We start from the raw sequence: 25,306 nt of genomic DNA, 5'->3' as shown, positions 1-25,306 counted from the left end.
CCGCTAGCCTCCCCCCATGACAGACACCTTTGAGCACAACCCCCGGGTGTGGACCGCGGCGCGGCTGCGCGAGGCGCTCCGGGCGCTGCCGGACGAGACCCCCATCCACGTGGGTGTCGCGGACGGGCCGGGCGACTTCGACGGGTACACCGAGTACGCGCTGGTGAACCTGGAGCCGGTGGAGAAGGACGGCACGTCGGACGGGTCCGCGCCCGGCGACGTCGAGTACACCCTGTTCGCCGACTTCAAGGCCGGCCAGTACCACTACGACCTGGACTGACGTCCCGCGGCCGGCCGGTGACGACCGGCCGCCCGCACGCCCGGCGGACGGTGGCCGGGGCGGTCACTCGAAGCGCGAGGTGTCGCCCGCTCCCCGCCGTACGATCTCGATCTCGCCGCCGGAGAAGTCGATGACCGTGGTCGGCTCCGTGCCGCAGTCGCCGGAGTCGATGACGGCGTCCACCACGTGGTCGAGCCGCTCCTTGATCTCCCAGCCCTGGGTCATCGGCTCGGCCTCGTCCGGCAGCAGCAGGGTGCTGGAGAGCAGCGGCTCACCGAGCTCGGCGAGCAGGGCCTGGGTGACGGTGTGGTCGGGGATGCGCACGCCCACCGTCTTCTTCTTGGGGTGCAGCAGCTGGCGGGGCACCTCCTTGGTGGCGGGCAGGATGAAGGTGTAGCTGCCCGGTGTCGCCGACTTGATCGCGCGGAACACGTCGTTGTCGATCTGTACGAACTGGCCCAGCTGCGCGAACGTCTCGCACACCAGCGTGAAGTGGTGGCGGTCGTCGAGGTCGCGGATGGACCGGATGCGGTCCATGCCCTCGCGGTTGCCGAGCTGGCACCCCAGCGCGTAGCAGGAGTCCGTCGGATACGCGACGAGCGCGCCGGAGCGGATGCTGTCGGTCACCGTGCTGATGGTGCGCCGATGGGGGTTGTCCGGGTGCACGTCGAAGTACTTCGCCATCCGTCGAGTCTACGGCCGGGCCGGTGGCCCACGGGCGCGCGCCGCGTCGGGCCGGGTGCCGGTCCACGGCCCCCAATTTGGTTGAGCACGCAAGGATTTGCTGTTTCCGGCCACGGGAGTCGCATTTTCTGCTGCCAACTTTGCGATTCGCGAGCGAATGTTCCATCATCGTGACCGCACGTCAGTTCTCGACGTGCGTCATGGCGTCCGGGCGGGGGATCTCCGGACGCCGTTCGATCCCGCAGGCGGCGCACCGAAGGACGCGCCACGCCGCGGTGACTCCCACCCTGTTCCGTTCCTCTAGGCAAAGGCCGTATGTCCGCCCATCAGCTCTCGGACCTCATACGTTTCGCGCGTCACAACTCGCCCTTCTACCGCGCGCTCTACGCGCACCTCCCGCCGGACGTCGGCCGTCTCACCGACCTGCCGGTCGTGGACCAGGAGAAGTTCTGGGCGGCCAACACGCTGCACGACAACGGCGTCCTGACCGGGCCGCTCGCCGAGGCGACCGTCTACAAGACCGGCGGCACCACCGGCGCCCCCAAGTTCTCCGTCTACACCCGGGACGAGTGGCGCACCTTCGTGACCGCCTTCGGCCAGGGCCTGGTCGACACCGGGCTGCGCCCCGGACACCGGGTGGCCGACCTGTTCTACGCGGGTGAGCTCTACGCCAGCTTCCTGTTCGTGCTGGACTCGCTGGCCCACGCGCCCGTCGACAACGTACGGCTGCCCGTCGGCGGCGCCGCGCCCCTGGAGTCGACGGCGCGGACCCTGCGCGACTTCGACGCCCAGGTGGTCACCGGCACCTCCACCACGCTGTGCCGCCTCGCCGAGCACGTCGTTGCCCAGGGCGGCCGGCTCGACGCCGTGGAGCTGCTGCTCTTCGGCGGCGAGGCGCTCTTCGAGGACCAGCGGCGGCTCCTGTCCGTCGCCTTCCCCAACGCCGAGGCCCGTTCGGTGGGTTACGCCAGCGTCGACGCGGGTCTGCTGGGCCGCCCGGTGCCGGGCCCCGACGCACGGGTGCACCGCGCGTTCACCCCGTACTCCGTCGTGGAGATCCTCGACGACACCACCGGCGAGCCCATCACCGAGCCCGGCCGCCCCGGCCGGGTCGTGGTCACCAGCCTGTTCCGCCGGCTGATGCCCGTCATCCGCTACCCCGCCGGGGACCGCGCCGAGTGGACGGGCACCGGCGTCGGCCACTTCCGCATCCTGGGCCGCGCCGAGGAGGGCGTCCGGGTGGGACCGGTCGCCCTGTACTCCCAGGACGCGCAGGACGCCGTGGCGAAGGCCGACACCGCCGGGCGCATCGTCGGCATGCAGCTGGTCGTGCGCCGCTGGGACGGGCGCGACGGACTCGTCCTGCGGCTCGCCACCGCCCCGGGCGACGACGACCCGGCGGCCCTGGAGCCCCTGGCCGACGCCGTGCTCGGCGAACTCGGCGCGGCCCGGCCGCTGTACGGGGAGAGCCTGCGCGCCGGATTCGTGCACCCGATGTCGGTGCAGTGGGCGCGCCACCGCGACCTGGTGGTCAACCCGCGTTCGGGCAAGCTCGTCCGGGTGCTCGACGAGAGGCCGACGGCATGAGCGCGACCGACACCGCCCGGGTGCCGCTCGTCCTGCGCAACCGCGCCTTCGGCGCCGTCTGGCTCGGCCAGGTCCTCACCCAGGCCGCGGCCCGGATGTTCCAGGTCGGCGTGGCCTGGTGGCTGGTCGCCTACGCCGTGGACGGCGGACGCGGGCTCGCCTCCGGCCTGTTCATGGCCGTGAGCACCCTGCCCGCCGTGGCCCTCGCGCCCGTGGTGGCGCGCGTACTGGCCCGGCACGAGCACCGCTCGGTGCTGCGCACCACCGCCGCGCTGGCGGGAGCCGTCGCGGGCGCGCTCGCCGTCTGGGCGTGGACGAGCGGGCTGCCGGTCCCGGCCGTGTACGCCGCGACCCTGGCCCTGGCGACCTGCCAGGCGTTCTTCGACCCGTGCCTGACCACCTCGGTGCCCGAACTCGTCGACGACGAGGACATCGAGACGGCCACCGGCTTCGAGCTGTCCACCCAGTCGCTGGCCGGTCTCGGCGGCGCGCTGCTGGGCGCGCTGATCGTGGACCGGGCCGGTCCGGCCGGACTCGCCGCGGGCTGCGCCGCCGCCTACCTGGCCGCCGCGCTGCTGATCGCGGGCGTGCGCTTCCGCACGGCACCGGCGCCCGCCGAGGGCGCCGGGGACGCCGGGGACGAGCCGGGGAAGCGCTCCCTGCTCGGCATCCTGAGCTCCCTGCCCCACGTGCGGCGCATCCTGGTCTGCTTCACCGCGGCCAACCTGTTCACCACCGCCGTCTTCGTCGTCATCCCGCTCTACACCCGGACCGAACTCGGCGACGGCGGCGGCACGGTGGCCCTGCTCGAAGCCTGCCTCGGCACCGGCACCCTGATCGGCTCCTTCACCGGCGCCCGGGTGCCCGGGCGGCCCACCACCGCCGGTGCGTACTGCCTCGCGCTGATGGCCCTCGCCCTCGCCCTGCCGGGCCTCGTCCCCGGCCGCCCGGCCATCGCGGGCGGGCTCGCCGTGGCGGGCTGGTGCGTCGGAGTGATCGGGGTGCGGTTCGTCGCCCTGTTCCAGAGGCTGGTGCCGACCGCCGACAAGCCCGGGTTCTTCGCCGTGATGCAGGCCGTGCTCGGCGCCTCCTTCCCGGTCGCCTCCCTGCTGTTCGGGCTCGCCGGGGACCACCTCTCGGCCCGGGCGCTCTGCCTGATCCAGGCCGCCGGACTCGTCCCCGCCGCCTGCGCCCTCGCGCTGCTGGGCACCGGCCCCCGCGAGCCGGGCGCGCCCGAGCCCGCCGGGGCGGCCGGCGCGCGCACCCCCGAGCCCGTCGGAGGCGAGCGATGAACACCCGTATCACCCCGGCCACCGGCGCCGACATCGCCGAACTGCGCCAGCTCTACTACGCCGTCTACGGCCCGCACTACCCGGCCGCGCTCGGCACCGACCCCGCCGAGATGGCCCGGCTCATCCAGGACCCGAACTCCCTCTGGCTGGTGGGACGTTGCCCCGACACCGGGGCCCTGGCCGCCTCGGCCGCCATCCACGGCGAGCGGGGCAGCCGGATCGGGCGGCTCGAAGGGCTCGCCGTCCACCCCGACCACCGCGCCGGCGGCCTGGCCGCCGCCCTCACCGAGGCGCTGTGCGCGGGCATGCTGGACAGCGGACGGCTCGACTCGGTGTACGCCACGGTCCGTACGGTCAGCGCCGGTCCCCAGCGCGTCGTCGCGCGCAACGACTTCCGGCCGCTGGGCGTCCTGCCCAACGCCGTGGACCTCAGCAGCCGCGAAAGCCTCGCACTCTACGCGCGTCACTCGGCGGGGGTCCTGGACCGCCGCCTGCCCGTGCCCGAGGTGCCCGCCGCGCTGCTCCCGCTGCTGCGGGCCGCCGAGCGCTGCCTGGACGTCAGCTACGCGGACACCCGCGCGGCCGACCCGCTCCCGGCCCTCCGCCACGGCCGGGCCGAACGGCTGGAGATGATCGAGGCCCCCGCCTTCGTACGGCGCCGCTTCCACGAGCGCTTCCCGGACGCGGGCGCCTGGTTCTACCCGCTGCACAGCCCGAACGTGCTGCTGACCCCGGACGACGGCGGCTTCGAGGTGTACGCCTACTTCAACCGCACCGGCCGTTACTGCTCGCTGCTGGCCGCCCACCCGGACCCGGCCGCCGCTGCCGCCTGCCTCGAATCCGTCACCTCGACCCTGACCCGGGCCGGAGCGGGCTACGTGGAGGCGCTGGTGCCGCTGGCGCACCACGAGGTGCTCGCCGCGTTCCTGGCCCAGGGCTTCGTCGCGGGCGCGCTCTACCCGGCGATGCGCGCGGAGGGCGCCGGCTTCCACGACTACGTCGTGCTCTCCCGCTCCACCGCGCAGATCGACTTCCGCGGTGTCGTCGTCGAACCCGCCCTCCAGCCCTATCTGGACTGCTTCCTGTCGGCCTGGGCGTCGACCTACCTGCCCACTCTTGAGGTTGCCTCGTGAACCCCCATCTCGCCCCGGTCGGCGTGCCCGACCCCGCCGCGCTGGCGCACGTGCAGCGCCTGTGCGACCTGACCGACCCGTACGCCTGCGGGCCGGACGAGGACGCGCTGTTCGCCGCCGCCATGACGGAGATCAACGCCTGGCACACCGAGCGCTCCGCGTTCTTCCGCTCGCTGTACGGGGCGACGCCCGACGCGCGCCCCTACCGCACCCCGCTGGTGCACGCCGACTTCTTCAAGCGGCACGAGATCCTCTCCATCCCGCGCGAGGACGTCGACCTGCGCCTGACCTCCTCGGGCACCACCGGCCAGAAGTCGCAGATGTTCTTCGACGACTGGACCATCCGGTCCGCCCAGCGCATGGTCGCCCGGATCTTCGAGCGCAACGGCTGGATCACCCCCGACGAGGAGGTCAACTACCTCCTGTACAGCTACGAGCCGGCGCCCGCCCTCAACCTCGGCACCGCGTTCACCGACAACTACCTGTGCGACTTCGCCCCGGCCCGCAGCGTCGAGTACGCGCTGCGCGACACCGGGGCCGGCCACGAGTTCGACCCCTTCGGGTGCGTGGCCGCACTGCGCCGCTTCGAGCGCGACGGCGCCCCGGTCCGCATCCTGGGCTTCCCCGCCTTCCTCTTCTTCACCCTGGAGCGGATGCGCGCGATGGGGCTGCCGCCGCTGCGGCTGCCCGAGGGCTCGCTGGTCGTCCTGGGCGGCGGCTGGAAGGGCCACGCCGACCGGCGCATCGGCAAGGACGAGCTGTACGCGCGCGTGACCGAGCAACTGGGCATCCCGGGCGAGCGCGTCCGCGACACCTTCGGCTCGGTCGAGCACTGCGTCCCGTACATCGAGTGCGACCACCACCGGCTGCACGCCCCCGTGTGGTCCCGCGTGACGATCCGCTCCACCCGCACCCTGGAACCCCTGCCGTACGGCGAACCCGGCTATCTGCACCTGGTCTCCCCGTACATCACCTCCGTACCGGCGCAGAGCGTCGTCATGGGCGACCTCGCCTCCCTGCGGCCCGGCGCCGAGTGCGGCTGCGAGCTGGGCACCGACTGGTTCACCGTCCACGGCCGCGCCGGGGTGAGCCGCAACAAGAGCTGCGCGGTGGCCGCCGCCGAACTGATGAAGGGCCTGTCGTGACCGAGCACCACGCCACCACCGAACACCACTACTGGCAGGGCGCCTTCATCGGTGACGAGGAGGCCGGACGGCGCCTCGCCGCCCTCGCCACCACGGTCGAGGACGTACTCGCTGCCCCGCTGGAGACCGAGACCGTGCTGGCCGCCTGCGACGCGCTGGCCCGCGCCCTCGGCGACCCGCAGCACCCCGTGCGCGCCCGGCTGGGCGCGCTGCTGCCCGCGGGCGAGGACCCGGCCCTCCTCGACGAACTCGCCCTCCACCTCGGCCGCACCGAGCTCACCCGCAAGCTCCGCCGCGAGCTCGGCGGCGCCGCCCCGGGCCGGCTGAACCGTCCCGACGCGCGCGAGACCGTGTACGAGGCATGGGCGCCGGTCGGTCTGGTCGCCCACATCGCGCCCGGCAACGCGGCCTCCGTCGCCCCCCTGAGCATCGTCGAGGGCCTCTTGGCGGGCAACGTCAACGTGCTCAAGACCAGCGGCGGCGACACCCTGTTCACCCAGCACCTGATGGCCGAGCTCGGCGCCCTCGACCCCACCGGGGCCGTGGCCGGGCGCATCGTCGTCCTGCGCTTCTCCTCCGCGCGGCAGGAGTGGCTGCGCCTGATGTGCGCGCCCGCCGACGCCGTCGCCGTATGGGGCGGCGAGAGCGCGGTGGAGGGCGTCGCCGCCCATGTGCCGCCCGGCTGCCGCCTGGTGGAGTGGGGCCACCGCATCTCCTTCGCCTACCTCGCGCCCGGCGCCGGGCAGGCCCCGGCCGCCCTGGAGGCGCTCGCCGACGACGTCTGCCGGTACGAGCAGCAGGCGTGCTCCAGCCCGCAGGTGGTCTACCTCGACACCGACGACGAGCACGAGGTGTTCGCGTTCGCCGAGCGCTTCGCCGCGGTGCTCGCGGCCCGCCCGGCAGCCGGGCCCGCTGCCGAGGCCCCGGACCCGGCCGAGGAGGCCGAACTCACCACCACCGAACTGGTCGCCCGCCTGGAGGAACACCTGGGCCTGACCCGGGTGTTCGCCGCCGAGGACGGCTCCTGGCGGGTGCTGGCCGACACCCGCTCCGCCCTCACCGCCTCTCCGCTGCACCGCAGCGTGTGGGTCAAGCCGCTGCCCCGCGAGCGGGCGATCGCCACCCTGCGCCCGATGCGCCGCTATCTGCAGACCGCGGGCATCGCGGGCAGCCGCGGCGACATCGCGGAACTCGCCCGGCTCGTCCTCGCGGCGGGCGTCACCAGGGTCACCCCGCTCGGCGCCATGCTCAGTGGCTACTCGGGCGAACCGCACGACGGGGTGTACGCCCTGCAGCGCTACAGCCGCCGGGTCGCGGTCCAGGCGGACGCCCGGTTCGCCACCACGGCGTGCCTGGACGACCTGGCCCGGCCCCTCGCCCTGCCGGTGCCCGCCGGGCCGCTGCTCGGCAAGGACGACGTACGCGAACTCAACCGCCATGTCGCCCGCTCGGACGCCGAGTTGTACTTCCACAGCGGCGGCAGCACCGGCGCCCCCGCGCTCTCCCTGTTCAGCTACGACGACTACGACACCCAGATGCGCGCCGCCGCGCGCGGACTGCTCGCCGCGGGGTACGACCCCGAGGGCGACCGCACCGCCAACCTCTTCTACTGCGGCGGCATGTACGGCAGCTTCATCAGCTTCTTCTCCATCCTGGAGCGGCTCGGCGGCGTCCAACTGCCCCTGGCGGCGGGCCCGGACCACCGCGCCACCGCGCGGGCGCTGATCGAGCACCGGGCGGACACCCTCTTCGGCATGCCCTCCTACCTGTGGCAGCTGCTGCGCGAGGAGGCGGACGCGCTGCGCGCCTACGGCGGCCTCCGCAAGATCTTCTACGGCGGTGAGCACTTCACCGACGAGCAGCGGCGCACCCTGCGCGAGACGTTCGGCATCGAGACCGTCCGCTCCATCACCTACGGCAGCACCGACCTCGGCCCGCTCGGCTACCAGTGCGTCGAGAGCGCGGGCGGCGTCCACCACCTCCACGCCGACCTGCACAGCCTGGAGATCGTCGACCTGGAGGCCGACCGCCCGGTGGAGCCGGGGGAGACCGGCCGCCTGGTGTTCACCACGCACGCCCGGCGCGGCCAGCGGCTCGGCCGGTACGTCATCGGTGACCTGGGCCGCGCCCTGCCCGGACGCTGCCCCTGCGGCAGCCACGCCCCCCGCTTCGAACTGCTCGGGCGGACCGGTGACGTGATGCGGGTGGCGACCTACTTCGTCAACCACCGCCGCCTCGTGGCGATCGCGCAGGAGAGCACCCGCTACAGCGGTGAACTCCAGAGCGTGCTGACCCGCGACGAGGTGCGCGAGCGGCTCACCGTACGGGTCGAGCGCTCGGCCGCGCCCGGACCGGAGCCGCTGCGCGAGGCGTTCCTGACGGGCTGCCCGGAGCTGGCGTCGGCCGTCGGCGAGGGGCTGCTGGACCTGGTGGTGGAGGCGGTCGACGGCGCGAGCCTGGACCGCAGCGCGACCAGCGGGAAGCTGCGCTCGGTGGTGGACCTGCGCCGTTAGCCGTGGCGCGGGGGCGGGGCGCGTGCCTTCGGCGCCCCGCCTGCCGGGAGCGGGCTCTCAGAACGGCCGCAGATCGGTCGGTACGCGTACGGCGATCGTGGCGCGCTTCTCGTCCGAGGTGGTGCCCTGGCGGCTCGCCCACGGCTCGTCCGAGCGCATCCAGGCGGGCAGCCCGGCCGGCAGGTCGGCCTCGGGGATGTTCGCCAGGTCGGCGGGGGTGAGCGTGGCGCCGTACGGGACCAGGGGCCGGGCGGTGTCGGGGGTGATGACCCCCTCCAGGGCGTGCAGGGCGGCGTTCCAGGCGGTCACCAGCTTGGTCATCGCCTCGACCGGATCGGCGCCGGAGGCCGCCGCGCTGTCGGGGAACGTCGGATGCGGGATGTGCTGGTAGGCGCCCGAGAAGGCGGCCCCCGCCGGGGTGCGGCGCCAGGTGCGCACGGCCGTGTCGGCGAGGCCGCCCAGGGCGATGACCGCCTCGATGGGCTGGTGGGCGGTGAGGGCGTCCAGCCAGGAGTTGCGGTACTCGGCGATGTGCGGATCGGTGGCGTGCGCGTTGCCGCCGTGCTGGCCCAGCACGCTGTACAGGAAGGTGTTGACCATCACGTAACCGGTGTCGACGCCCAGTTTGGCGAGGAAGCCCTGGAAGCGGCGGCCCGCCGTGCCGACCAGGATGCGCCGGGTGATGGCCTCGTGGGCGGCCGGGTCCTGCCCGACGACCAGCACGCGGGCCGTGCCGTCGAGCCGCCCTCGGTGGAAGACCGGGCCCCACTCCACCCGGAAGTCGGTGGCCGGGTAGACGTCCGGGCCGGGGTAGTCGCGTACGAGCTGGGCGTAGGGATCCTGCGCGTAGCCGGGGTCGAAGGGGTGCATGGGGGCTCCTGCTCCATCCGGGCGATCGGGTCGGGCACAAGGTGATCGGCGGGGGACTTTACGGCATTGTGGGTAATAAGTGATGTTTATCCGATATTCGGCTATGTATCACTTGTGCTCATCTGCCTCGGGGGACGGCGAGAAGGGATACGCGCATGTCGCCCGGAGCCGACCCCCCGGATACCACCCGGCTCGCCCTGCGCGGCCGGATCGTCACCCTGGACGACGCCGACACCGTGATCGACGACGGCGTCCTGTACCTGGCGGGGCAGCGCGTCGAAGCGGTGCGCCCGGCCGCCGAGCCGCCGCCCGCGGGCTTCGAGGAGGTCACTCCCGTCCGCACCCGGGGCTCGGTCTACCCCGGGCTGATCGAACTGCACAACCACCTGCCCTACGACGTGCTCCCCCTGTGGGCGGTGCCCAAGAAGTACGGCAACCGCTCGCAGTGGGGCGGCAGCGCCAACCCCGCCTACCACGGCCTGGTCACCGGACCCATGACCGTGCTCGGCCAGGACCCCCGTCTGATGCCCGCCGTGGTCCGGTACGTCGAGGCGAAAGCACTGGTCAACGGCACCACGACGACCCAGGGCATCGCCCTGTTCAGCAACGCGGGCGCCCGCCGGATGTACCGCGGCATCGTGCGCAACGTCGAGCAGACCGACACCCCGGACCTGCCCGAGGCCGCCTCCCGCATCGCCGACGTGGAAGCGGCCGACGCCGCCCGGTTCCTCGCCCGCCTCCAGCAGCCCCACCGGCTCCTGCTGCACCTCGCCGAAGGCGTCGACGACGCGGCCCGCGCCCACTTCCAGGCCCTCCAGTTCGAGCCCGGCACCTGGGCCGTCACCGAGAACCTGGTCGGCATCCACTGCACCGGACTGACCGCCGAGGACTTCGGCGTCTTCGCCCGGCACGGCGGCTCCATGGTGTGGTCGCCGCTGTCCAACCTGCTGCTGTACGGCAGGACCGCCGACATCGCCGCCGCCAAGGAAGCCGGTGTCACCATCGGCCTCGGCTCGGACTGGTCGGTGTCCGGAAGCAAGGGGCTGCTCGGCGAACTCAAGGCCGCCCGGCTCGCCTCCACCGCCGCCGGATCCGTCTTCACCGACCGCGAACTGGTCGCCATGGCCACCCGCGACGCCGCCCGCATCCTGCGCTGGGACGGCGCCCTCGGCTCGCTGCGCCCGGGGATGCGCGCCGACCTCCTCGTCGTCGCGGGGGAGAGCGGCGACCCGTACACCTCCCTCGTCGACGCCCGCGACAGCGACATCCGGCTCGTCGTCATCGACGGCACACCCCGCTACGGCACCGCCGCCCTGCTGCGCGCACTGGCCCCCGGCGCCACCCTGGAGCAGGTGCCCGGACTGCCCGGGGACCGGCTGGTCCAGCTGGACGACGGCGCCATGGACCCCGTCCTGGCCGGTCTCACCCTCACCGAGGCGACCGACCGGCTCACCGAAGCCCTCGCCGATCTGCCCCGGCTCGCCGCCCGCGCCGCGTCCGCCCCGGTCACCGCGTCCCCCGACGGCGAGGTCCAGTGGCAGCTCGCCCTGGACGAGATCAGGCCCACCGGCGAGGAGCTGCGCCCGCGCCTCCCGGCCCTGACCGCGTCCGGCCCCGGACGGCCCACCGGCCCGAGCATCACCACCGCGGAGGGCCCGCCGCCGCCCCAGCTCCCGGTGGTGCTCGACGGGCTGACCGCCACGGGCGACCGCACCTTCCTGGACACGCTGGCCGCCGAGCTCAACCTGCCGAAGGAGTACGGGACTTCGCTGTCCCGCCTGCTGACCTGACCCGACCTCGCCCCGGCCGGGGCGGGCGAACGCCCCGGCCGCCGCCCCCGCACCCACCGAAGGAGCTCCCATGCTTGTCACCCAGCTCGCCCTGGTGTCCGAGACCGACCGGATCACCTCCTCCGCGCTCCAGAAGGTCGCCGCGGCCCTGCAGAAGCAGGCCATCCGCGACTTCGCCCCGCTGTGGCAGATCCCCGCGTCCGTGGACGCCTTCGAGAAACTCAGCGACGTGCCGGTGGGCTACTGGCCGCTCATCGTCCGCGACGACATCGGCCAGCCCGGCGCGGCCGGTGTCCACATGGACAAGAACGGCCAGCCGTTCTCGCTGATCCAGTACAGCGACAGCTGGTCGCTGACGGCCAGCCACGAGATGCTGGAGATGCTCGGCGACCCCTGGGGCAACCGCCTGGTGGCGGGCCAGTCGCCCAAGCCGGGCCAGGGCGTGGTGGAGTTCCTCGTCGAGGTCGCCGACCCGTCCGAGGCGCCGGAGAACGGCTACACCATCAACGGACTGCTGGTCTCGGACTTCTTCACCCCGCACTTCTACGACCCGGTCACCGCGCCCGGGGTGCGCTACAGCTTCACCGGCAAGCTGGACGGGCCGCGCAAGATCCTGCCCGGCGGCTATCTGAGCTGGCGCGACCCCGTCAGCGACCACTGGTGGCAGCAGGTGTGGTTCGGCACCCCCAAGCCGCAATTCCGCGACCTGGGCAAGCTGACCGCGTACGCGGGCAGCCTGCGCTCGGCCATCGACGCGCACACCGGGACCAATGAGCGCATCGCCGCCTCCGGGCCGGTCTCCGACCGGTTCGCCGCGGCCCGGAGCCTGACCGCCGCAGTCAAGGAGACCACCTCCTCGCGCGCCGAACTCTGGCACGCGCACATCGACGAGCTGAGGTCGGGCCAGGTCACCGAGGGCACCTGGTCGGGCGGTCGGACGGACGCGGCGGCGGCCAAGAAGGCGGGGGCGAGGAAGAGTCCCGCCCAGAAGACGGGTGCGAAGAAGACGTCCGCCAAGAAGGCCCCGGCCAAGAAGGCCCCCGTCAAGGAAGTCCCGGCCAAGAAGGCCGCCACCAAGAAGGCCGCCGCGAAGAAGGCCGTCGTCAAGAAGACAGCGGCCAAGAAGGCGCCCGCGAAGAAGGCGCCCGCCAAGAGGGCCAAGAAGTAGCGCGCCCGGGTACCCGCCCGCCCGGACTGGAGGAGACCGCCATGGCAGAGCGGAAGGACCACGCGGACCGACCCGGGCCGCGGGGCGGGGCGGACGAGAGCGCCGACCGGCAGCCCACCCCCCGGGACCGGCCCGTACCCGGCGAGGAGACCCTGCGCGAGGCCGTCCAGCGCCGGATGCGCGAACTCGACGAGTCCGCCGACGAGTCCGCCGACGAGCCGTCCGGGGGCGACCCGGCGGCCGGCGGCCCCGAGCAGGCGGGCAGCGCGGAGCCGCCCGACTGAACACCCGTCGTCGACGGCGGCCCCGAACCACCCCGCGAGGTGACGCGATGGCTTCCCCCACAGCTCCGCCCGCATCCCCCTCCGCCGAGTCGCCCCCCGCCCGCTCCCCGAGACCCGTCACCGCCCGCCAGGGCTTCGTACGGGCCTGGGGCGCGCTCGTGCCCGGGGCGCTCGGGCTCGGCTACTGCCTGTGGCGGAGCCCGGACGTCGACCTCGCCCGGCTGCGGTTCGCCGGGACGGCCGCGCGGGCGCGCGAGGCGTACGGCGGGCACGCCGCGGCCTTCCAGGACGCGCTGGTGGCCGACACGGTCTGGCTCGTCGGCGCGGCGGTCACCCTGTGCCTCGCCCTCGCGCTCGGCCGCCACGCCTACTCCGGGCCGCGCGGTCGCCAGGTGTCGTACTGGACGCTGTTCGTCACGCTCGTCGGCGCCCTCCTCGGCGTGGTCGCCAACGGTCTCCTCCTGCACGGGCTGACCGCCGGGCACAGTGCCGGGGACGCGGTGTTCGCGGCGGCCACCGTGCTGGAGTGCGTCAAGTGGCCGCTGCTGGGCGGCGCCCTGGTCGTCGGCGCGGTGGTGTGGGCCACCACCGTCTCGCGCGCGGGCCGCGCGCTGAGGCCCCCGCGCGGGCACCGGCCGGACCACGAGCACGACGCGCACGCGCCCGCGCTGATCCCGCCGTGGCCGGTCGTCGGACCCGGCGGCCGGATCTGGCCCGCTCCGAACGGCGCCGAGCACCGGACCTCCGGCGGCGAGGAGGCGTACTGGCGCTACCAGCGCACGGTGCCGGGCGTCCGCGAGAACGCGCGGCTCGGCTTCTGCGTCTCCGGCGGCGGCATCCGCTCCGCCTGCGTCACCCTCGGCGCCCTCCAGGCCCTGCGCCCGGCCCTGCGCGAGGCCCGCTACCTGGTCTCCGTCTCCGGCGGCGGCTACACCGTCGGCGCCCTGCAGCTCGCCCTGAACTCCAGCCTCACCTCACAGGAGGCGTTCCGGCCCGGCTCGCCCGAGGAGGACCATCTGCGGCGCCACTCCAAGTACGTCGCCGACGGCACCGGCGAGTGGCTCGTCGCCCTCGGTGTGCTGCTGCGCGGTCTGCTCGCCTCGCTGTTCCTGCTCGCCGCCGCGACCGCCACCCTCGGGCTCGCCCTCAGCTGGGCCTACCACGAACTGCCGGTCACCGACCTGTCCCACCTCTCCGGACCCGGCCTGCGCTTCTGCGCCGACTGCTCGGGCACCCCGCCGCGCCCCGAGCTGCGCGCACCGGCCCTGCTCGCGGTCGCGTACGCGTTCGTCGCGGCGGCGGTCGCCTGGCTGCTGTGGCTCTGCCTGTACGCCTGGGACCGCGCCGAGGGCCTGGCCCACCAGCTGGCCAGGGCCTTCCACGCGCTCGTCGTGTTCGCCCTGGTCCTCGCGGTGGTGGTGGTCCTCCTGCCGCTGCTCGCCTGGGCGGCGGTCTACCTCCAGACCCGGTTCCGGGTCAGCCGCCCGGACGCGGCGACCGGGGCGGGGCTCACCGTGGCGGTCGCCTACGCCGCCGCCCTGGTGGGCACCTTGTGGCGGCGGCGCCAGAGCCTGCGTACGGGCCTGTCCAAGGTGATGGACGCGGTGCGCGGCCGGTCCGGGCTCACCCGGGCCGTGCCCAACGGCTTCGTCCAGTACCTGACGGTGTGGTGCGTGCTGGTCGTGCTGGGCGCCGCGTTCCTGCTGCTGCTCGGCTGGGCGATCGCCACCGGCCGCCACTGGCGGGCCTGGGCCCAGCTCGGCGTCCCGGCCGTGCTGCTGTTCATCGGCGCGTTCCTGGACCAGACGTGGATGAGCCTGCACCCCTTCTACCGGCGGCGGCTGGCCACCGCGTTCGCCGTCCGCCGCGAGACGCTGCCGGGGCCCGGCGGCGTACAGCTGGCCCGGCCCTACGACTTCGCCTCGGAGACCACCACGCTGAGCCGGTACGGCGCGCGCAAGGCGGACTTCCCGCAGGTCGTCTTCGCCGCCGCGGCCAACCTCTCCGGCAGCGACCGCACACCGCCCGGCCGCCGGGCCGTCTCCTTCACCCTCTCCGGCGACTACGTGGGCGGCCCCGACGTCGGTTACGCCTGCACCCGCTGTGTGGAGCTGCGCAGCAGGCACCACATCGCGCGGGACCTCACCGTGGAGTCCGCGATCGCCGTCTCCGGCGCCGCCTTCGCCTCCGCGATGGGCGCCCAGAGCCGGGCGTTCCAGACCCTGTTCGCCCTCACCAACGCCCGGCTCGGCAGCTGGCTGCCCAACCCGGGCGCGCTGGCCGAGCAGTGGGACGAGCGGTTCTGGCAGGCGCCGCCGCCCCCGCTGATCCGCCGGCTGCCGTATCTGCTGCGGGAGGTGTTCGGCCGCTACCCGATGGACGACCGGCTGCTGCTGGTCACCGACGGCGGCCACTACGAGAACCTCGGCCTGGTCGAACTGCTGCGCCACGGCGTCCGCACGGCCGTCTGCATCGACGCCAGCGGCGACACCCCGCCCTTCGCCACCACGCTGGCGCAGGCGATCGCGCTCGCCCACGAGGAGCTCGGCATCACCATCAAACTGGACGACCCGACCAGCCTGGTGCCGGGCAGCGGCGATCCGCTGGAGCCCCCTAGCGTGCTGTCCGCGCTCAACGCCCGGCTCTCCAAGTCGGCGGTCGTCACCGGCACCATCACCTACCCCGAGGCCCTGGCGCTCGACGACGGCGGGGGCTGCGAGGGGACCCTGATCGTCGCCCGCGCCACCCTGACCGGGGACATGCCCTACCAGCTCCTCTCCTACGCCTCGGCCAACCCCGTCTTCCCCCACGACAGCACCAGCGACCAGTGGTTCGACCACGAGCAGTTCGACGCGTACCAGACGCTCGGGCACGTCCTGGGCGAGCGGGCGCAGGAGCTGCTGGACCGCGCCGGTACGACCGCGCCCGCGGACGGGAGTGAAACCGGAGGGCGGCGGGGCGCGTCGTAGAGGTGTGCGGACCACCCGGTTCCGCCGCAAGGACCCACCAGCGCCGTACGAGGCTGAGGAGAACACCCCGTGTCCCGTCCCCGACTCCCACTGCGGTGGCCCGTCGTCGTGGCCGCCGCCACCGGGCTGCTCCTGACCGGTTGCAGCGACGACGGCTCCGGGAAGGCCGCCCCCACCGGGCAGGCCACCGCGTCGGCCACGGGCGGGGGCGGCACGGCGGGCGGCGGGAGCAGCGCGCCCGAGCCCCCGGACACGGCGACCGGGGGCACGGCGGCGGCGACCGGCGCGGGAACCGCCTCCGGCGGACGCTGCCGCACCGCCGACCTCGGCTTCGCCACCGTCCCGACCAGCCGGGCGAAGAACCCCAACATCCAGTACGCGCTGACCGTCACGCTCACCAACAGGGCCGCCGCCTCCTGCGTCCTCGACGGCTACCCGGGCGTCGACCTCGTCGGCCCGCTCACCTGGTCGCTGGTCCGCCAGACCGCCGTCCAGCCGCACAAGGTGATCCTGCGGCCGAAGGCCACGACCACGTTCAACATCTTCTACCTGCCGTACGTCCAGGGCAGCGGCCAGGAGTTCAGGCCGACCCGCATCGTGGTGACGCCACCGGGCGAGACGCACTCCCACACCCTGCGCTGGCCGGTCGGCTCGATCCTCCTCCAGGACGCCGCCACCCATCCGGGCACGTACGTCAGCCCGGTGGGCGCGAAGTAGGCGGGGGAGATGCGGACGGACCTGACCGAACCGGAGGCCCGCGCGTCGCGGATACGGCCCGAACACCTCGTCGCCGTGGGCGGGTCGCTCTGCGCGCTCGCCGTACTGGAACGGGTGCCCGCCGTCGTCTCGGGGCGGCGCTACCTCCTGTGCCACGCCTCCTCGACCCTGGACCATCTGACCCTCGTCGCCTTCGGTCTGGTCCTGGCGGCCGGGATCGCCGCGCTGGCCGGGGCCGTCATGATGCAGAGCGGGCGCCGGCCCGGCGCGGCGCTGCCCGTGGTGTGGCTGGTCGCGGTGGTCGCGCTCCTCGTCGCCGCGGACCGCGTCGACGCCCACGGGGAGGCGCTGGCCGCGCGCGGGGCGGCGACCGGGTTCTCGGCGACGGCGTGCGACTACCTCCCGCAGGACTACAGCGCGACCCCGGGCTGGTTCTCCTGGTGAGCCCGGGGCCGCGCGGCGAAGGCGTACGGCCGCGGCCGTAGGCGTCAGCCGACCGGCGACGGTGAGGTGGCCCCGGCGGCGAGGAGCTCGGGTGCGCCCGTGCCGTCGCCGGGCACCGACCAGATGCCGGCGGGGCGCCCCGAGTGGGCGGGCAGGGCGTACGCGACCCTGCCGTCGGGGAGCCAGGCCGCCTGGTCGTCCACGCTCTGCGGCTCGGCCAGCGGGTGCTCGCGCAGGGTGCTCAGCTCCAGGACGTACAGCCGCCAGGGCGCGTCGGGCCCGGAGGTGACGCGCTTCTTGAAGGCGACGCGGGTGCCGTCGGGCGACAGGGAGGGGCACTCGACGTTGCGCCGCAGCGCACGGGCCGACCACGTCTTCAGGTCGCCCGCCACCAGGAAGGTGTGCCCGCGGGTCGACACGGTCGCGTAGAACCGGTCGTCGTCGGCGAACGTCACGCCCCAGAAGTTGACGTCGGGCGCGTGGTAGCGCGAGCCGTCCACGGTCAGCGGGATGCCCTCGATCGACTTGATGAGATAGCCGGTGCGCAGATCGAGGACCGAGGTACGGGTGGAGAAGCCCGAGGTGGCGTACGAGTCGCCGACCGCGAACGCCGTCCAGGCGAGCAGCCGTCCCGAGGGCGAGACCCGGGCCCGGTTGGGGATGCCGGGCACGGTGACGCGGCGCACCTCCCGAAGGCGCCGGTCCAGTACGAGCGCCTGGGTGCGCACCGGCAGCCCGGCCAGCCGCCGCAGGCACAGGGCGGTGCCCCCGGCGGCGTAGAAGCGTTCACAGGACGGGCCTCCGGCGGCGCGGGGGCCCGGGGTGCCGAGCGGCCGGCGGGCGACGCGGCCGGTGGCGGTGTCGCGGAAGTACAGACCGGGCGCGGACAGGGTGAACGAGGCGTCCGCCACGGCCTGTTGGGCGCCGTCGCGGTCGCGGGCGTGCAGGACGTAGCCGAGCGAGCCGCCCGCGAGGACGAGGACGGCCACGACGACGACGGCGAGCCTGCGGCGCGCGGAGAGGGGTGCGGGGGGCTGGTTCACGGGTGCTGCCCTTTCGGTGAGCTTCCTTCCAGGGGCGCGCTGTCGCGCCGTTCCACCTCGGCCGGCAGCAGCGCGGTGGCGCCCGCCAGGGCCAGGAGCAGGGCGGCGGCGGCCACCCAGAGCGCCTGCCGTTCGCCCCACGCCGTCCAGGCCGCCCCGAACCCGGCCGCGCCCGCGAGCCGGGCCACGGCCTGGGCCGTCTGGAGCAGGGCCAGGCCCCCGGCCCGGCCGCGCACCGGCAGGGCCGGTCCGGCCAGCGCCATCAGGACGCCGTCGGTGGCCGCGTAGAAGACGCCCAGCAGCGCGAGCACCGGCACCAGGAGCAGGGGGCTGGTGGCGTGGGTCAGCAGCAGGACGTACACGGCGAGCAGGGCGGCGTGCCCCCACAGGAACGGCAGTCGCCGGCCCACCCGGTCCGCGATCCGGCCCGCCGGAACGGCCAGCACCAGATACCCGGCCGCCGCCCCGAGCGGCAGCAGCGGGAACCAGTCGAGCGGGATGTCGAGTCCGCGCTGGAGCAGCAGGTAGACGAACGAGTCGCCGATGGTGGCGGCCCCCAGGAGCGCGGCGGCGTACAGGACGCGCCGGAACGCGCGGTCGCCGAGGGCCGCGCGGGCCGGGGGAGCGGGCGCCCGGGGCGCGACCGGCTCCGCCCCGCCGGGTACGTACAGCACCAGCAGCAGGACGCCCAGCAGCCCGACGCAGAAGCTCACCACGAACACCGCGTCGTAGGCGTCCGCGGTCGCCCAGAGGACCGCGAACGCGGCGAGCGGGCCGAGCAGGGCGCCGGTGGTGTCCATGGCCCGGTGCACGCCGAAGGCGCGGCCGAGGGTCTCGGGCGGGCCGCTGAGCGAGATCAGCGCGTCGCGCGGCGCCGTTCTGATCCCCTTGCCCAGCCGGTCGGTGGCGAGCGCGGCGGCGATGCCCGACGCCGCGCCGCCCGCCAGCAGCAGCCCCAGCCGGGAGGCGGCGGAGAGCAGATAGCCGAGTCCGGCGATGCGCTTGTGCCGTCCGCCCCGGTCGGCGGCCCGTCCGCCGAGGAGCCGGACGAGTGCGGTGACGCCGTTGAACAGCCCGTCCAGGAAGCCGAACTGGAGGGGCGAGAGCCCCAGGCCGAGGACGAGGTAGAGCGGCAGCACGGCCGTGACCATCTCGGAGGAGATGTCCGTGACGAGGCTGACCGCGCCCAGTGCGAGGACCACGCCGGGGACGCGCCGTCCCCCTCCGCCGGTGGCGGACGGGGACGGCGCGTCGCGGCGGCCGGTGGTGGCCAGGTACATCAGTGGCAGCTGTACTTGGGGCTGGTGTCCTTGACCTGCCCGTCGGTGCCGACGTAGGTCCACCCGTAGCCGGAGTCGGTGAAGTCCAGCTTCAGCACGCCGTACTGGCCGCTGATCCGCTTCTGGCTGTTGGGCTGCACCTGCTCGATGGGGTACGGCTCGGCGCCGCCCATGCCGCCCACGATCTCCACGATTCCGTCGGCGGTCGCCTTGCCGTCGGGGTTCTGCGGGGCGAACCGCTCGTAGTGGTGGTCGTGTCCGTTGAGCACGAGGTCGGCCTTGGCCGCGTACAGGATCTTCCAGACGGGCTTGCTGACCGGGTCGTTGCCGTGGCCGCCCGAGGAGTAGAGCGGGTGGTGCCAGTAGGCGGCGACGCAGCCCTTGGTGTTCTTGGCCAGGTCGGCCTTGAGCCAGTCGATCTGGGCGCTCTGGTCGAAGGAGGTGGAGTCTAGGGCGACGAAGTGCCAGTTGCCCTGGTCGAAGCTGTAGTAGCTCTTGCCCTGCGGATAGGCGATCGCGCCGAAGTACGCCTTGTACCCGGCGAGGGAGCCCGCCGGGTCATAGGTGTCGTGGTTGCCGGGGACGGGCCGGGTCCGGGACTTGAAGGCGCCCCAGGTCTTGTCGTAGTAGGCGCGGTAGTCCGCGATCCGGGCGTCGTCGTACTGGCTGTCGCCCATGGTCAGATAGAACGCGGGCGCGATCTTCTGGGCGAGCGCCGCGGTCTTGGGGTGGGCGCAGGAGCTGTCGGACGCGGTGCACTGGGCGGCGATGTCCCCGGCCGCGACGACCGTGAACGCCCCGCCGGGCGGCTGGGTGCCGCCTCCGGCGGTGCCGTAGACCTCCACCTCGTGCAGCGAGTAGCCGTACGAAGTGCCGCGGGCGGTTCCGTACACGCGCAGGTGGCGGCCCTTGCCGCTGAGGCCGGTCAGGTCGTCGGTGACGCCGTCGCCCGCGCTCTCCTCGGCGAGCCGGGTCCAGGTGACGCCGTCGTCGGACATCTCGACGCGGTACGCCTTGGCGTACGCGGCCTCCCAGCTCAGCCGGACCCGGCTGACGGTGGCGCCCTCGCCGAGGTCGACCCGGATCCACTGCGGGTCCTTGCCCTCGGCGCTGGCCCAGCGGGTGGCGGGGTCGCCGTCGAAGGCGTTCGCGGCGCCGAACGAGGAGCTCTCGGTGGAGGACGCGGTGGCGGGCCGGCCGCGCGAGATGAGCGGGTCGGCGGCGGCCCCGGCGCGGTCGGGCCACATCACCAGGAGCCCGGCGAGCAGGGCGAGTACGGCGCCGAGGACGAGCGCGAGGGCGGGGCGCCGGCGCAGCGGCGCGAAGGAAGGTGGTGCGGAGGCGTTCAGGCGCATACCTGACTCCTGCCTGTGGGGGCGGCGAGAGCTGGACACCGGTGCGCGACGCCCGGCCCGTCCGTCCGGACGGGGGCAGGGCGTTCCGCGGCGGCCGGGTCAGAGCTCTCGCTGAGCGCGTCATGCCCACGGCCGCTCCCCGAGGGAGCGACCGCGTCCCGGGCACCGCGCCGAGCCACCGCGGGAATGCTAGCGGACAGGAAACTTTCCTACCAGTGGCGGGAGTTGAGCAGTGCGACGGCTTTTCTCAGGGGATTCCGGGGGCCTTCGAGGGGGGCGGGGGCTTCCCGGCGCCCCCCGGGGCCTGGTTGGGGGCCGGGTCAGCCCAGCCCGGCGGGCGCGCCGCCGGCCGCCCGCGCGAACTGGGTGCGGTGGAGCTCCTGGTAGCGGCCCTCCAGTGCGAGCAGTTCCTCGTGGGTGCCGCGCTCCACGATCCGTCCGTCCTCCACGACCAGGATCAGATCGGCGGAGCGGATGGTGGAGAGCCGGTGCGCGATGACGACCGCCGTACGGCCCTCCAGCGCCTCGCCGAGCGCCTCCTGGACGGCCGCCTCCGAGGTGTTGTCGAGATGGGCGGTCGCCTCGTCGAGGATCACCACCCGCTGGCGGGCCAGCAGCAGCCGGGCGATGGTCAGCCGCTGGCGCTCGCCGCCGGAGAGCCGGTAGCCGCGCTCGCCCACCACGGTGTCGAGCCCGTCGGGCAGTGAGGTGACCAGCGCGTCCAGGCGGGCCCGGCGCAGGGCGTCCCACAGCTCCTCCTCGTCGGCGCCGGGCCGGGCGAGCAGCAGGTTGGCGCGGACCGACTCGTGGAAGAGGTGGCCGTCCTGGGTGACCATGCCGATGGTGTCGCGGATCGAGTCGGCGGTCAGATCGCGCACGTCGACCCCGCCGAGCCGGACCGCGCCCGCGTCGGCGTCGTACAGGCGCGGCAGCAGCTGCGCGACCGTGGACTTGCCCGCGCCGGACGAGCCGACCAGGGCCACCATCTGGCCGGGCTCGGCGCGGAACGAGATGCCGTGCAGCACCTCGGCGCCGCCCCGGGTGTCCAGGCTCGCGACCTCTTCGAGGGAGGCGAGGGAGACCTTGTCGGCGGCCGGGTAGCCGAACCGCACCTCGTCGAACTCCACCGCCACCGGCCCCTCCGGCACGGCCCTGGCCTGCGGCTTCTCGGCGATCAAGGGCTTGAGGTCGAGCACCTCGAAGACCCGCTCGAAGCTGACGAGCGCGCTCATCACCTCCACGCGCGCCCCGGCGAGGGCGGTGAGCGGGGCGTACAGGCGGGTCAGCAGCAGGGCGAGCGAGACGACCGCGCCCGCCTCCAGCTCGTCGTGCAGCGCGTAGTAGCCGCCGAGGCCGTAGACGAGGGCGAGCGCCAGGGCCGACACCAGGGTGAGGGCGGTGATGAACGCGGACTGCGCCATCGCGGTGCGTACGCCGATGTCGCGCACCCGGGACGCGCGCGCCGCGAACTCGGCGGACTCGTCGCCCGGCCGTCCGAACAGCTTCACCAGGGTCGCGCCGGGCGCCGAGAACCGCTCGGTCATCCGGGTGCCCATCGCGGCGTTGTGCTCGGCGGCCTCCCGCTGGAGCCGGGCCATCCGGGCCCCCATCCGCCGCGCGGGCAGCACGAAGACGGGCAGCAGTACCAGCGCGAGGAGGGTGATCTGCCAGGAGATGGTGAGCATCACGGCGAGGGTGAGCAGCAGGGTGACCACATTGCTGACGACACCGGAGAGGGTGTTGCTGAAGGCGCGCTGGGCGCCGATCACATCGTTGTTGAGGCGGCTGACCAGCGCGCCGGTGCGGGTGCGGGTGAAGAACGCCACCGGCATCTTCTGGACGTGGTCGAACACGGCGGTGCGCAGATCGAGGATCAGCCCCTCGCCGAGCGTCGCCGACAGCCACCGGCCCACCAGGCCGAGCGCCGCTTCGAGGACCGCGATCGCGGCGATGAGCAGGGCCAGCCGGGTGACGGTCCCGGTCGCGCCGTCATGGGTGATCGCGTCGACGACCCGCCCGGCCAGGAGCGGGGTGGCCACGGCGGAGAGCGCGGTGATGACGCTCAGTACCAGGAAGAGGGCGATGCGGCGGCGGTGCGGCCGGGCGAACGCGGCGATGCGCCGCAGGGTCGCCCGGCTGAAGGGGCGGCGTTCCTGCTGCGCGGTCATGACGTTGTGGAGCTGCGTCCACGCGGTGGCTTCCATACTCATGCCACGAACGTACGACCTCTACCTAGCTTGAGGTCAACGATTCGCCTGAACGCGCCCCGGTGGACCCGGTCCCCGCGGTCACCAGGGGATGCCGGAGGTCCGGGTCCGACCCCGGGCCTGCCGGGGGAGCGGGGCGGGGTTCGGATCGGGCGCGGGCGGCGGCAGGGTCGTGGCGGGCCACCAGAAGTCGTCGCACTGACCGTCTTCCAAGTAGGCGTCGGACTCGGGCAGTTCGCGTGAGGCGTGAGTGTTCATGGGCTCAAGTGTGGCCCGCGAACTGCCGGGAACGTAGTCGGTTTCTAGAATATATTTCTAGTCAATGCTGCGCTAGGGTGGCCCGCATGTCGCCTAGGCAACAGCGCGGTGAGGCCACGGTCGACCGCCTCCTCACCGCCGCTTTGCGGGTGTTCTCCGACTCCGGCCAGCAAGGATTCACGGTCAGCGCCGTCACCTCCGCCAGCGGGGTGAGCCTCGGCAGCCTCTACCACCACTTCGGCAGCTTCGACGGTCTCGCCGTCGCCCTCTACACCCGCTGCATGGAGCAGCTGTTCGAGGAGATGACCGCCGCGCTCACCCGCACCCGGACCGCCCGCACCGGCATCTGCGCCCTGGTCCGCTGCTATCTGCGCTTCACCGAGGAGCACCCGGACGTGGCGCTCTTCCTGCACGCCTCCGCCTACTCCGGCTATCTGGCCGACCACGCCGACGAGATCCGCCGGGTCAAGGCGGAACGGCTGCGGGGGATCGCCGAGTGGCTGCGGCCCCGCGTCGAGGCGGGGGAGATCGTCGCGATCCCCTCGCCCCTGATCGACGTCCTCATCCTCGGCCCCGCGGCCGAAACCGCGCGCCGCTGGCTCTCCAGCGCCTACGACGTCGACCTCGCCGAGGCCGCCCGGATCCTGCCCGACCGGGTGTGGCGCTCGCTCCAGCCGGACTGACCGGGCCGCAGCGACCGCTCAGGACCGGTCGGGACCGGCGCGGTCACGGCCCGTCCCGGACCGCGCCGCCCCGCGGGCACTCGGCCCGCGCGCCGAACGCCCGGTGGGCCGCGCGGCGCCAGCGGTTGGCGGGCAGGGCCGGGCTCAGCACCGCCAGCGCCCCGCAGTACTTGGTGAAGACGGCGGGGCGCACCCCGTGCGCGTGCAGCAGCCGGTCCGCCTCGGTGAGGTGCTCCGACGACTTCGTCTCCACGAGGACGAGTCCGCTGTCGCAGCGCACGGTGTGCCGGTGGACGCGCAGGTCCACGCAGACGAGGCCGGCGTCGCAGGTGATGCGCTCGCCGTCGGCCACGAAGGTCGTGCGCAGATAGTCGGTGCTGAGCGAGGGCCGCAGCAGCGCGGGCGCCTCGATCGCGTACGCCCGGCGCAGGGTGTCGGCGAGGAACGCCCGGGGCTCCTCGTCCAGCGGGGTCGCCGCGCCCGTCAGGGGGCAGCGCTGTTTCACGGTGTCGCCCCGGCCGCCCTTCAGCTTGACCTCGAACTGCCGCTCCCCGCTGTCCTCGTAGCACCGCTCGCGGATCTTGAAGCGCAGCCGCCGGCCCTGGCGGTGGTCGTGGAAGGACCGCAGCTCCGGGGTGTCGTAGTAGACGGAGTGGTAGCGGAAGGAGCGGCGGCCGTCGATGGCCAGGGCCCGGAACGGCTCGCCGTGGCGCCGGGGCCGGGTGAGCCGCCCGATCACCCGCAGGAAGGTGTCGGCGGGCACCAGATAGCTGCGGTCGAAGCGGGTGAGCAGGGCGGACCGCTCGTTGAGCTCGTCCAGCGACAGGGAGTCGGCCGCGTGGGCCGCCTCGGCTATGGCGTGGACGGCCGGTTGGCCCGCCTCCGGTGCGGACGCGGCGTCCGGGGCCGCCGTGCCCGCCCTCATGCCGCGTCCAGCACGGTGTCGCGGCGCGCGGCCCCGGCGCGGCCGGTGCGCCGGGCGGCCGGGGCGGCCTCGGGCTCGCGGTAGCGGACGTCGAGGACCATCAGGTCGCGGACGAAGTCGATCTCCGTCACGGTCCATTGGAGCGGCTCGCCCAGCCGCCGGGCGAGATCGGCCCGCAGGGCGGCGGGGTCGGTGTGCACGGCGTCCAGGGTGATCACCGTGCGCCGCACGCCGGAGAGCAGCCGCGGGTGGTCGGCCGTGTAGACCACCAGCAGCAGGACGGCGCTGAGCGCGGCGGCCACACCGATGCCCAGGTGCGGCAGCCCGCACAGCAGCCCGAGGACGAGGGTGGTGAAGTAGTAGGCCACTTCCTCGTGCTGGACCGCGTCCGAGCGCAACCGGATGATCGACAGGACGCCGAACAGCCCGAAGCCGAGCGCCGTCCCCCCGCTGCCGCCCACTTCGGCGAGCGCCGCCACGATGGTGAACAGGGCGACGTTCAGGGCCAGATACGCCGGTACGAGGTCCCGCCTGCGATGCCTCGGATAGTAGATCGCGAAGGTCAGCAGGCATATGGCCGTGAGGTCCAGGGCCAGGTGGGCGGTGAGGTGACGTACGGATTCCATGGCCGCGCTCCTTGAGGAAACGGGTGAAGACCCAGACTCTAGGAGTACGCAGC

22 protein-coding genes are annotated in these 25,306 nt (G+C 73.9%); 13 read left to right on the top strand and 9 right to left on the bottom strand.

Translation table 11 applies throughout. From position 1 onward, the window contains the following. Positions 1–16: 16 nt before the first annotated feature. Positions 17–280, top strand: a complete 264-nt coding sequence (locus AB5J87_RS03595) for a DUF6225 family protein (protein WP_369373819.1) — start codon at positions 17–19, stop codon at positions 278–280. 63 nt (positions 281–343) lie between these two features. On the opposite strand, the gene AB5J87_RS03590 is transcribed toward AB5J87_RS03595, so the two are convergent. Next, a complete protein-coding gene (locus tag AB5J87_RS03590) occupies positions 344–964 on the bottom strand; it encodes an L-threonylcarbamoyladenylate synthase (protein ID WP_369373817.1) in 621 nt (206 codons plus the stop codon). A 315-nt stretch (positions 965–1,279) separates the two neighbouring features. Here AB5J87_RS03590 and AB5J87_RS03585 point away from each other — a divergent pair, with 315 nt between their 5' ends. From AB5J87_RS03585 to AB5J87_RS03565, 5 genes are read left to right on the top strand one after another with little or no spacing between them, the layout of a single operon-like run. After that, a complete protein-coding gene (locus AB5J87_RS03585) occupies positions 1,280–2,551 on the top strand; it encodes a phenylacetate--CoA ligase family protein (RefSeq protein ID WP_369373815.1) in 1,272 nt (423 codons plus the stop codon). After that, a complete protein-coding gene (locus AB5J87_RS03580) occupies positions 2,548–3,843 on the top strand; it encodes an MFS transporter (RefSeq protein WP_369373813.1) in 1,296 nt (431 codons plus the stop codon). Before AB5J87_RS03585 ends, AB5J87_RS03580 begins: the two co-directional genes overlap by 4 nt. After that, positions 3,840–4,976, top strand: coding sequence for a GNAT family N-acetyltransferase (locus AB5J87_RS03575; protein WP_369373811.1), 1,137 nt, complete (start codon positions 3,840–3,842; stop codon positions 4,974–4,976). Before AB5J87_RS03580 ends, AB5J87_RS03575 begins: the two co-directional genes overlap by 4 nt. Further along, positions 4,973–6,121, top strand: coding sequence for an acyl-protein synthase (locus AB5J87_RS03570; protein ID WP_369373809.1), 1,149 nt, complete (start codon positions 4,973–4,975; stop codon positions 6,119–6,121). The genes AB5J87_RS03575 and AB5J87_RS03570 overlap by 4 nt, the downstream gene beginning before the upstream one ends. Continuing rightward, positions 6,118–8,634 (top strand): acyl-CoA reductase, encoded by a 2,517-nt coding sequence (locus tag AB5J87_RS03565; protein ID WP_369373807.1) that lies wholly within the window; start codon positions 6,118–6,120, stop codon positions 8,632–8,634. The genes AB5J87_RS03570 and AB5J87_RS03565 overlap by 4 nt, the downstream gene beginning before the upstream one ends. 57 nt (positions 8,635–8,691) lie before the next feature. Here AB5J87_RS03565 and AB5J87_RS03560 read toward each other — a convergent pair whose 3' ends face one another. Then, positions 8,692–9,504 carry a uracil-DNA glycosylase family protein gene (locus tag AB5J87_RS03560; protein ID WP_369373805.1) on the bottom strand — a complete coding sequence of 271 codons (813 nt, stop codon included), beginning with the start codon at positions 9,502–9,504 and terminating at the stop codon, positions 8,692–8,694. Positions 9,505–9,659: 155 nt separating this feature from the next. Between AB5J87_RS03560 and AB5J87_RS03555 the strand changes: the two genes are divergently transcribed. From AB5J87_RS03555 to AB5J87_RS03530, 6 genes are all read left to right on the top strand, one after another. Then, positions 9,660–11,294, top strand: coding sequence for an amidohydrolase family protein (locus AB5J87_RS03555; protein ID WP_369373803.1), 1,635 nt, complete (start codon positions 9,660–9,662; stop codon positions 11,292–11,294). A gap of 70 nt (positions 11,295–11,364) precedes the next feature. Further along, complete coding sequence (locus AB5J87_RS03550) at positions 11,365–12,462, top strand: hypothetical protein (RefSeq protein ID WP_369373801.1); 1,098 nt, start codon at positions 11,365–11,367, stop codon at positions 12,460–12,462. A 41-nt stretch (positions 12,463–12,503) separates the two neighbouring features. After that, complete coding sequence (locus AB5J87_RS03545) at positions 12,504–12,746, top strand: hypothetical protein (protein ID WP_369373799.1); 243 nt, start codon at positions 12,504–12,506, stop codon at positions 12,744–12,746. A 47-nt stretch (positions 12,747–12,793) separates the two neighbouring features. Beyond that, positions 12,794–15,715, top strand: coding sequence for a hypothetical protein (locus AB5J87_RS03540; protein ID WP_369373797.1), 2,922 nt, complete (start codon positions 12,794–12,796; stop codon positions 15,713–15,715). A gap of 69 nt (positions 15,716–15,784) precedes the next feature. Beyond that, positions 15,785–16,432 (top strand): DUF4232 domain-containing protein, encoded by a 648-nt coding sequence (locus AB5J87_RS03535; protein WP_369373795.1) that lies wholly within the window; start codon positions 15,785–15,787, stop codon positions 16,430–16,432. Between the two features lie 9 nt (positions 16,433–16,441). Continuing rightward, positions 16,442–16,876, top strand: a complete 435-nt coding sequence (locus tag AB5J87_RS03530; protein WP_369373793.1) for a hypothetical protein — start codon at positions 16,442–16,444, stop codon at positions 16,874–16,876. Positions 16,877–16,920: 44 nt separating this feature from the next. On the opposite strand, the gene AB5J87_RS03525 is transcribed toward AB5J87_RS03530, so the two are convergent. The 5 genes from AB5J87_RS03525 to AB5J87_RS03505 all read right to left on the bottom strand — a co-directional run bounded on the left by AB5J87_RS03525 (position 16,921) and on the right by AB5J87_RS03505 (position 23,019). Then, positions 16,921–17,919, bottom strand: a complete 999-nt coding sequence (locus tag AB5J87_RS03525; protein WP_369373791.1) for a hypothetical protein — start codon at positions 17,917–17,919, stop codon at positions 16,921–16,923. Next, complete coding sequence (locus AB5J87_RS03520) at positions 17,916–19,199, bottom strand: MFS transporter (RefSeq protein WP_369373789.1); 1,284 nt, start codon at positions 19,197–19,199, stop codon at positions 17,916–17,918. The genes AB5J87_RS03525 and AB5J87_RS03520 overlap by 4 nt, the downstream gene beginning before the upstream one ends. Next, a complete protein-coding gene (locus AB5J87_RS03515; RefSeq protein ID WP_369373787.1) occupies positions 19,199–20,554 on the bottom strand; it encodes a discoidin domain-containing protein in 1,356 nt (451 codons plus the stop codon). The genes AB5J87_RS03520 and AB5J87_RS03515 overlap by 1 nt, the downstream gene beginning before the upstream one ends. A 320-nt stretch (positions 20,555–20,874) precedes the next feature. Then, complete coding sequence (locus tag AB5J87_RS03510) at positions 20,875–22,764, bottom strand: ABC transporter ATP-binding protein (protein WP_369373785.1); 1,890 nt, start codon at positions 22,762–22,764, stop codon at positions 20,875–20,877. Positions 22,765–22,842: 78 nt separating this feature from the next. Continuing rightward, a complete protein-coding gene (locus AB5J87_RS03505; protein ID WP_369373782.1) occupies positions 22,843–23,019 on the bottom strand; it encodes a hypothetical protein in 177 nt (58 codons plus the stop codon). 86 nt (positions 23,020–23,105) lie between these two features. On the opposite strand from AB5J87_RS03505, the gene AB5J87_RS03500 reads away from it, so the two are divergent. After that, the gene (locus tag AB5J87_RS03500) at positions 23,106–23,702 is read left to right on the top strand and encodes a TetR/AcrR family transcriptional regulator (RefSeq protein ID WP_369373780.1); all 597 of its coding nucleotides are present in this window, start codon (positions 23,106–23,108) and stop codon (positions 23,700–23,702) included. A 43-nt stretch (positions 23,703–23,745) separates the two neighbouring features. On the opposite strand, the gene AB5J87_RS03495 is transcribed toward AB5J87_RS03500, so the two are convergent. Together AB5J87_RS03495 and AB5J87_RS03490 are read right to left on the bottom strand one after the other, a co-directional pair. Then, positions 23,746–24,627: a polyphosphate polymerase domain-containing protein gene (locus AB5J87_RS03495; protein ID WP_369373778.1), complete on the bottom strand. Its 882-nt coding sequence runs from the start codon at positions 24,625–24,627 to the stop codon at positions 23,746–23,748. Beyond that, positions 24,624–25,253, bottom strand: coding sequence for a DUF4956 domain-containing protein (locus AB5J87_RS03490; protein WP_369373776.1), 630 nt, complete (start codon positions 25,251–25,253; stop codon positions 24,624–24,626). The genes AB5J87_RS03495 and AB5J87_RS03490 overlap by 4 nt, the downstream gene beginning before the upstream one ends. Between the last annotated feature and the right edge of the window lie 53 nt (positions 25,254–25,306).

This window comes from Streptomyces sp. cg36, from assembly GCF_041080675.1.
GTDB lineage: Bacteria > Actinomycetota > Actinomycetes > Streptomycetales > Streptomycetaceae > Streptomyces.
This window is presented reverse-complemented; position numbering and strand designations above follow the sequence as displayed.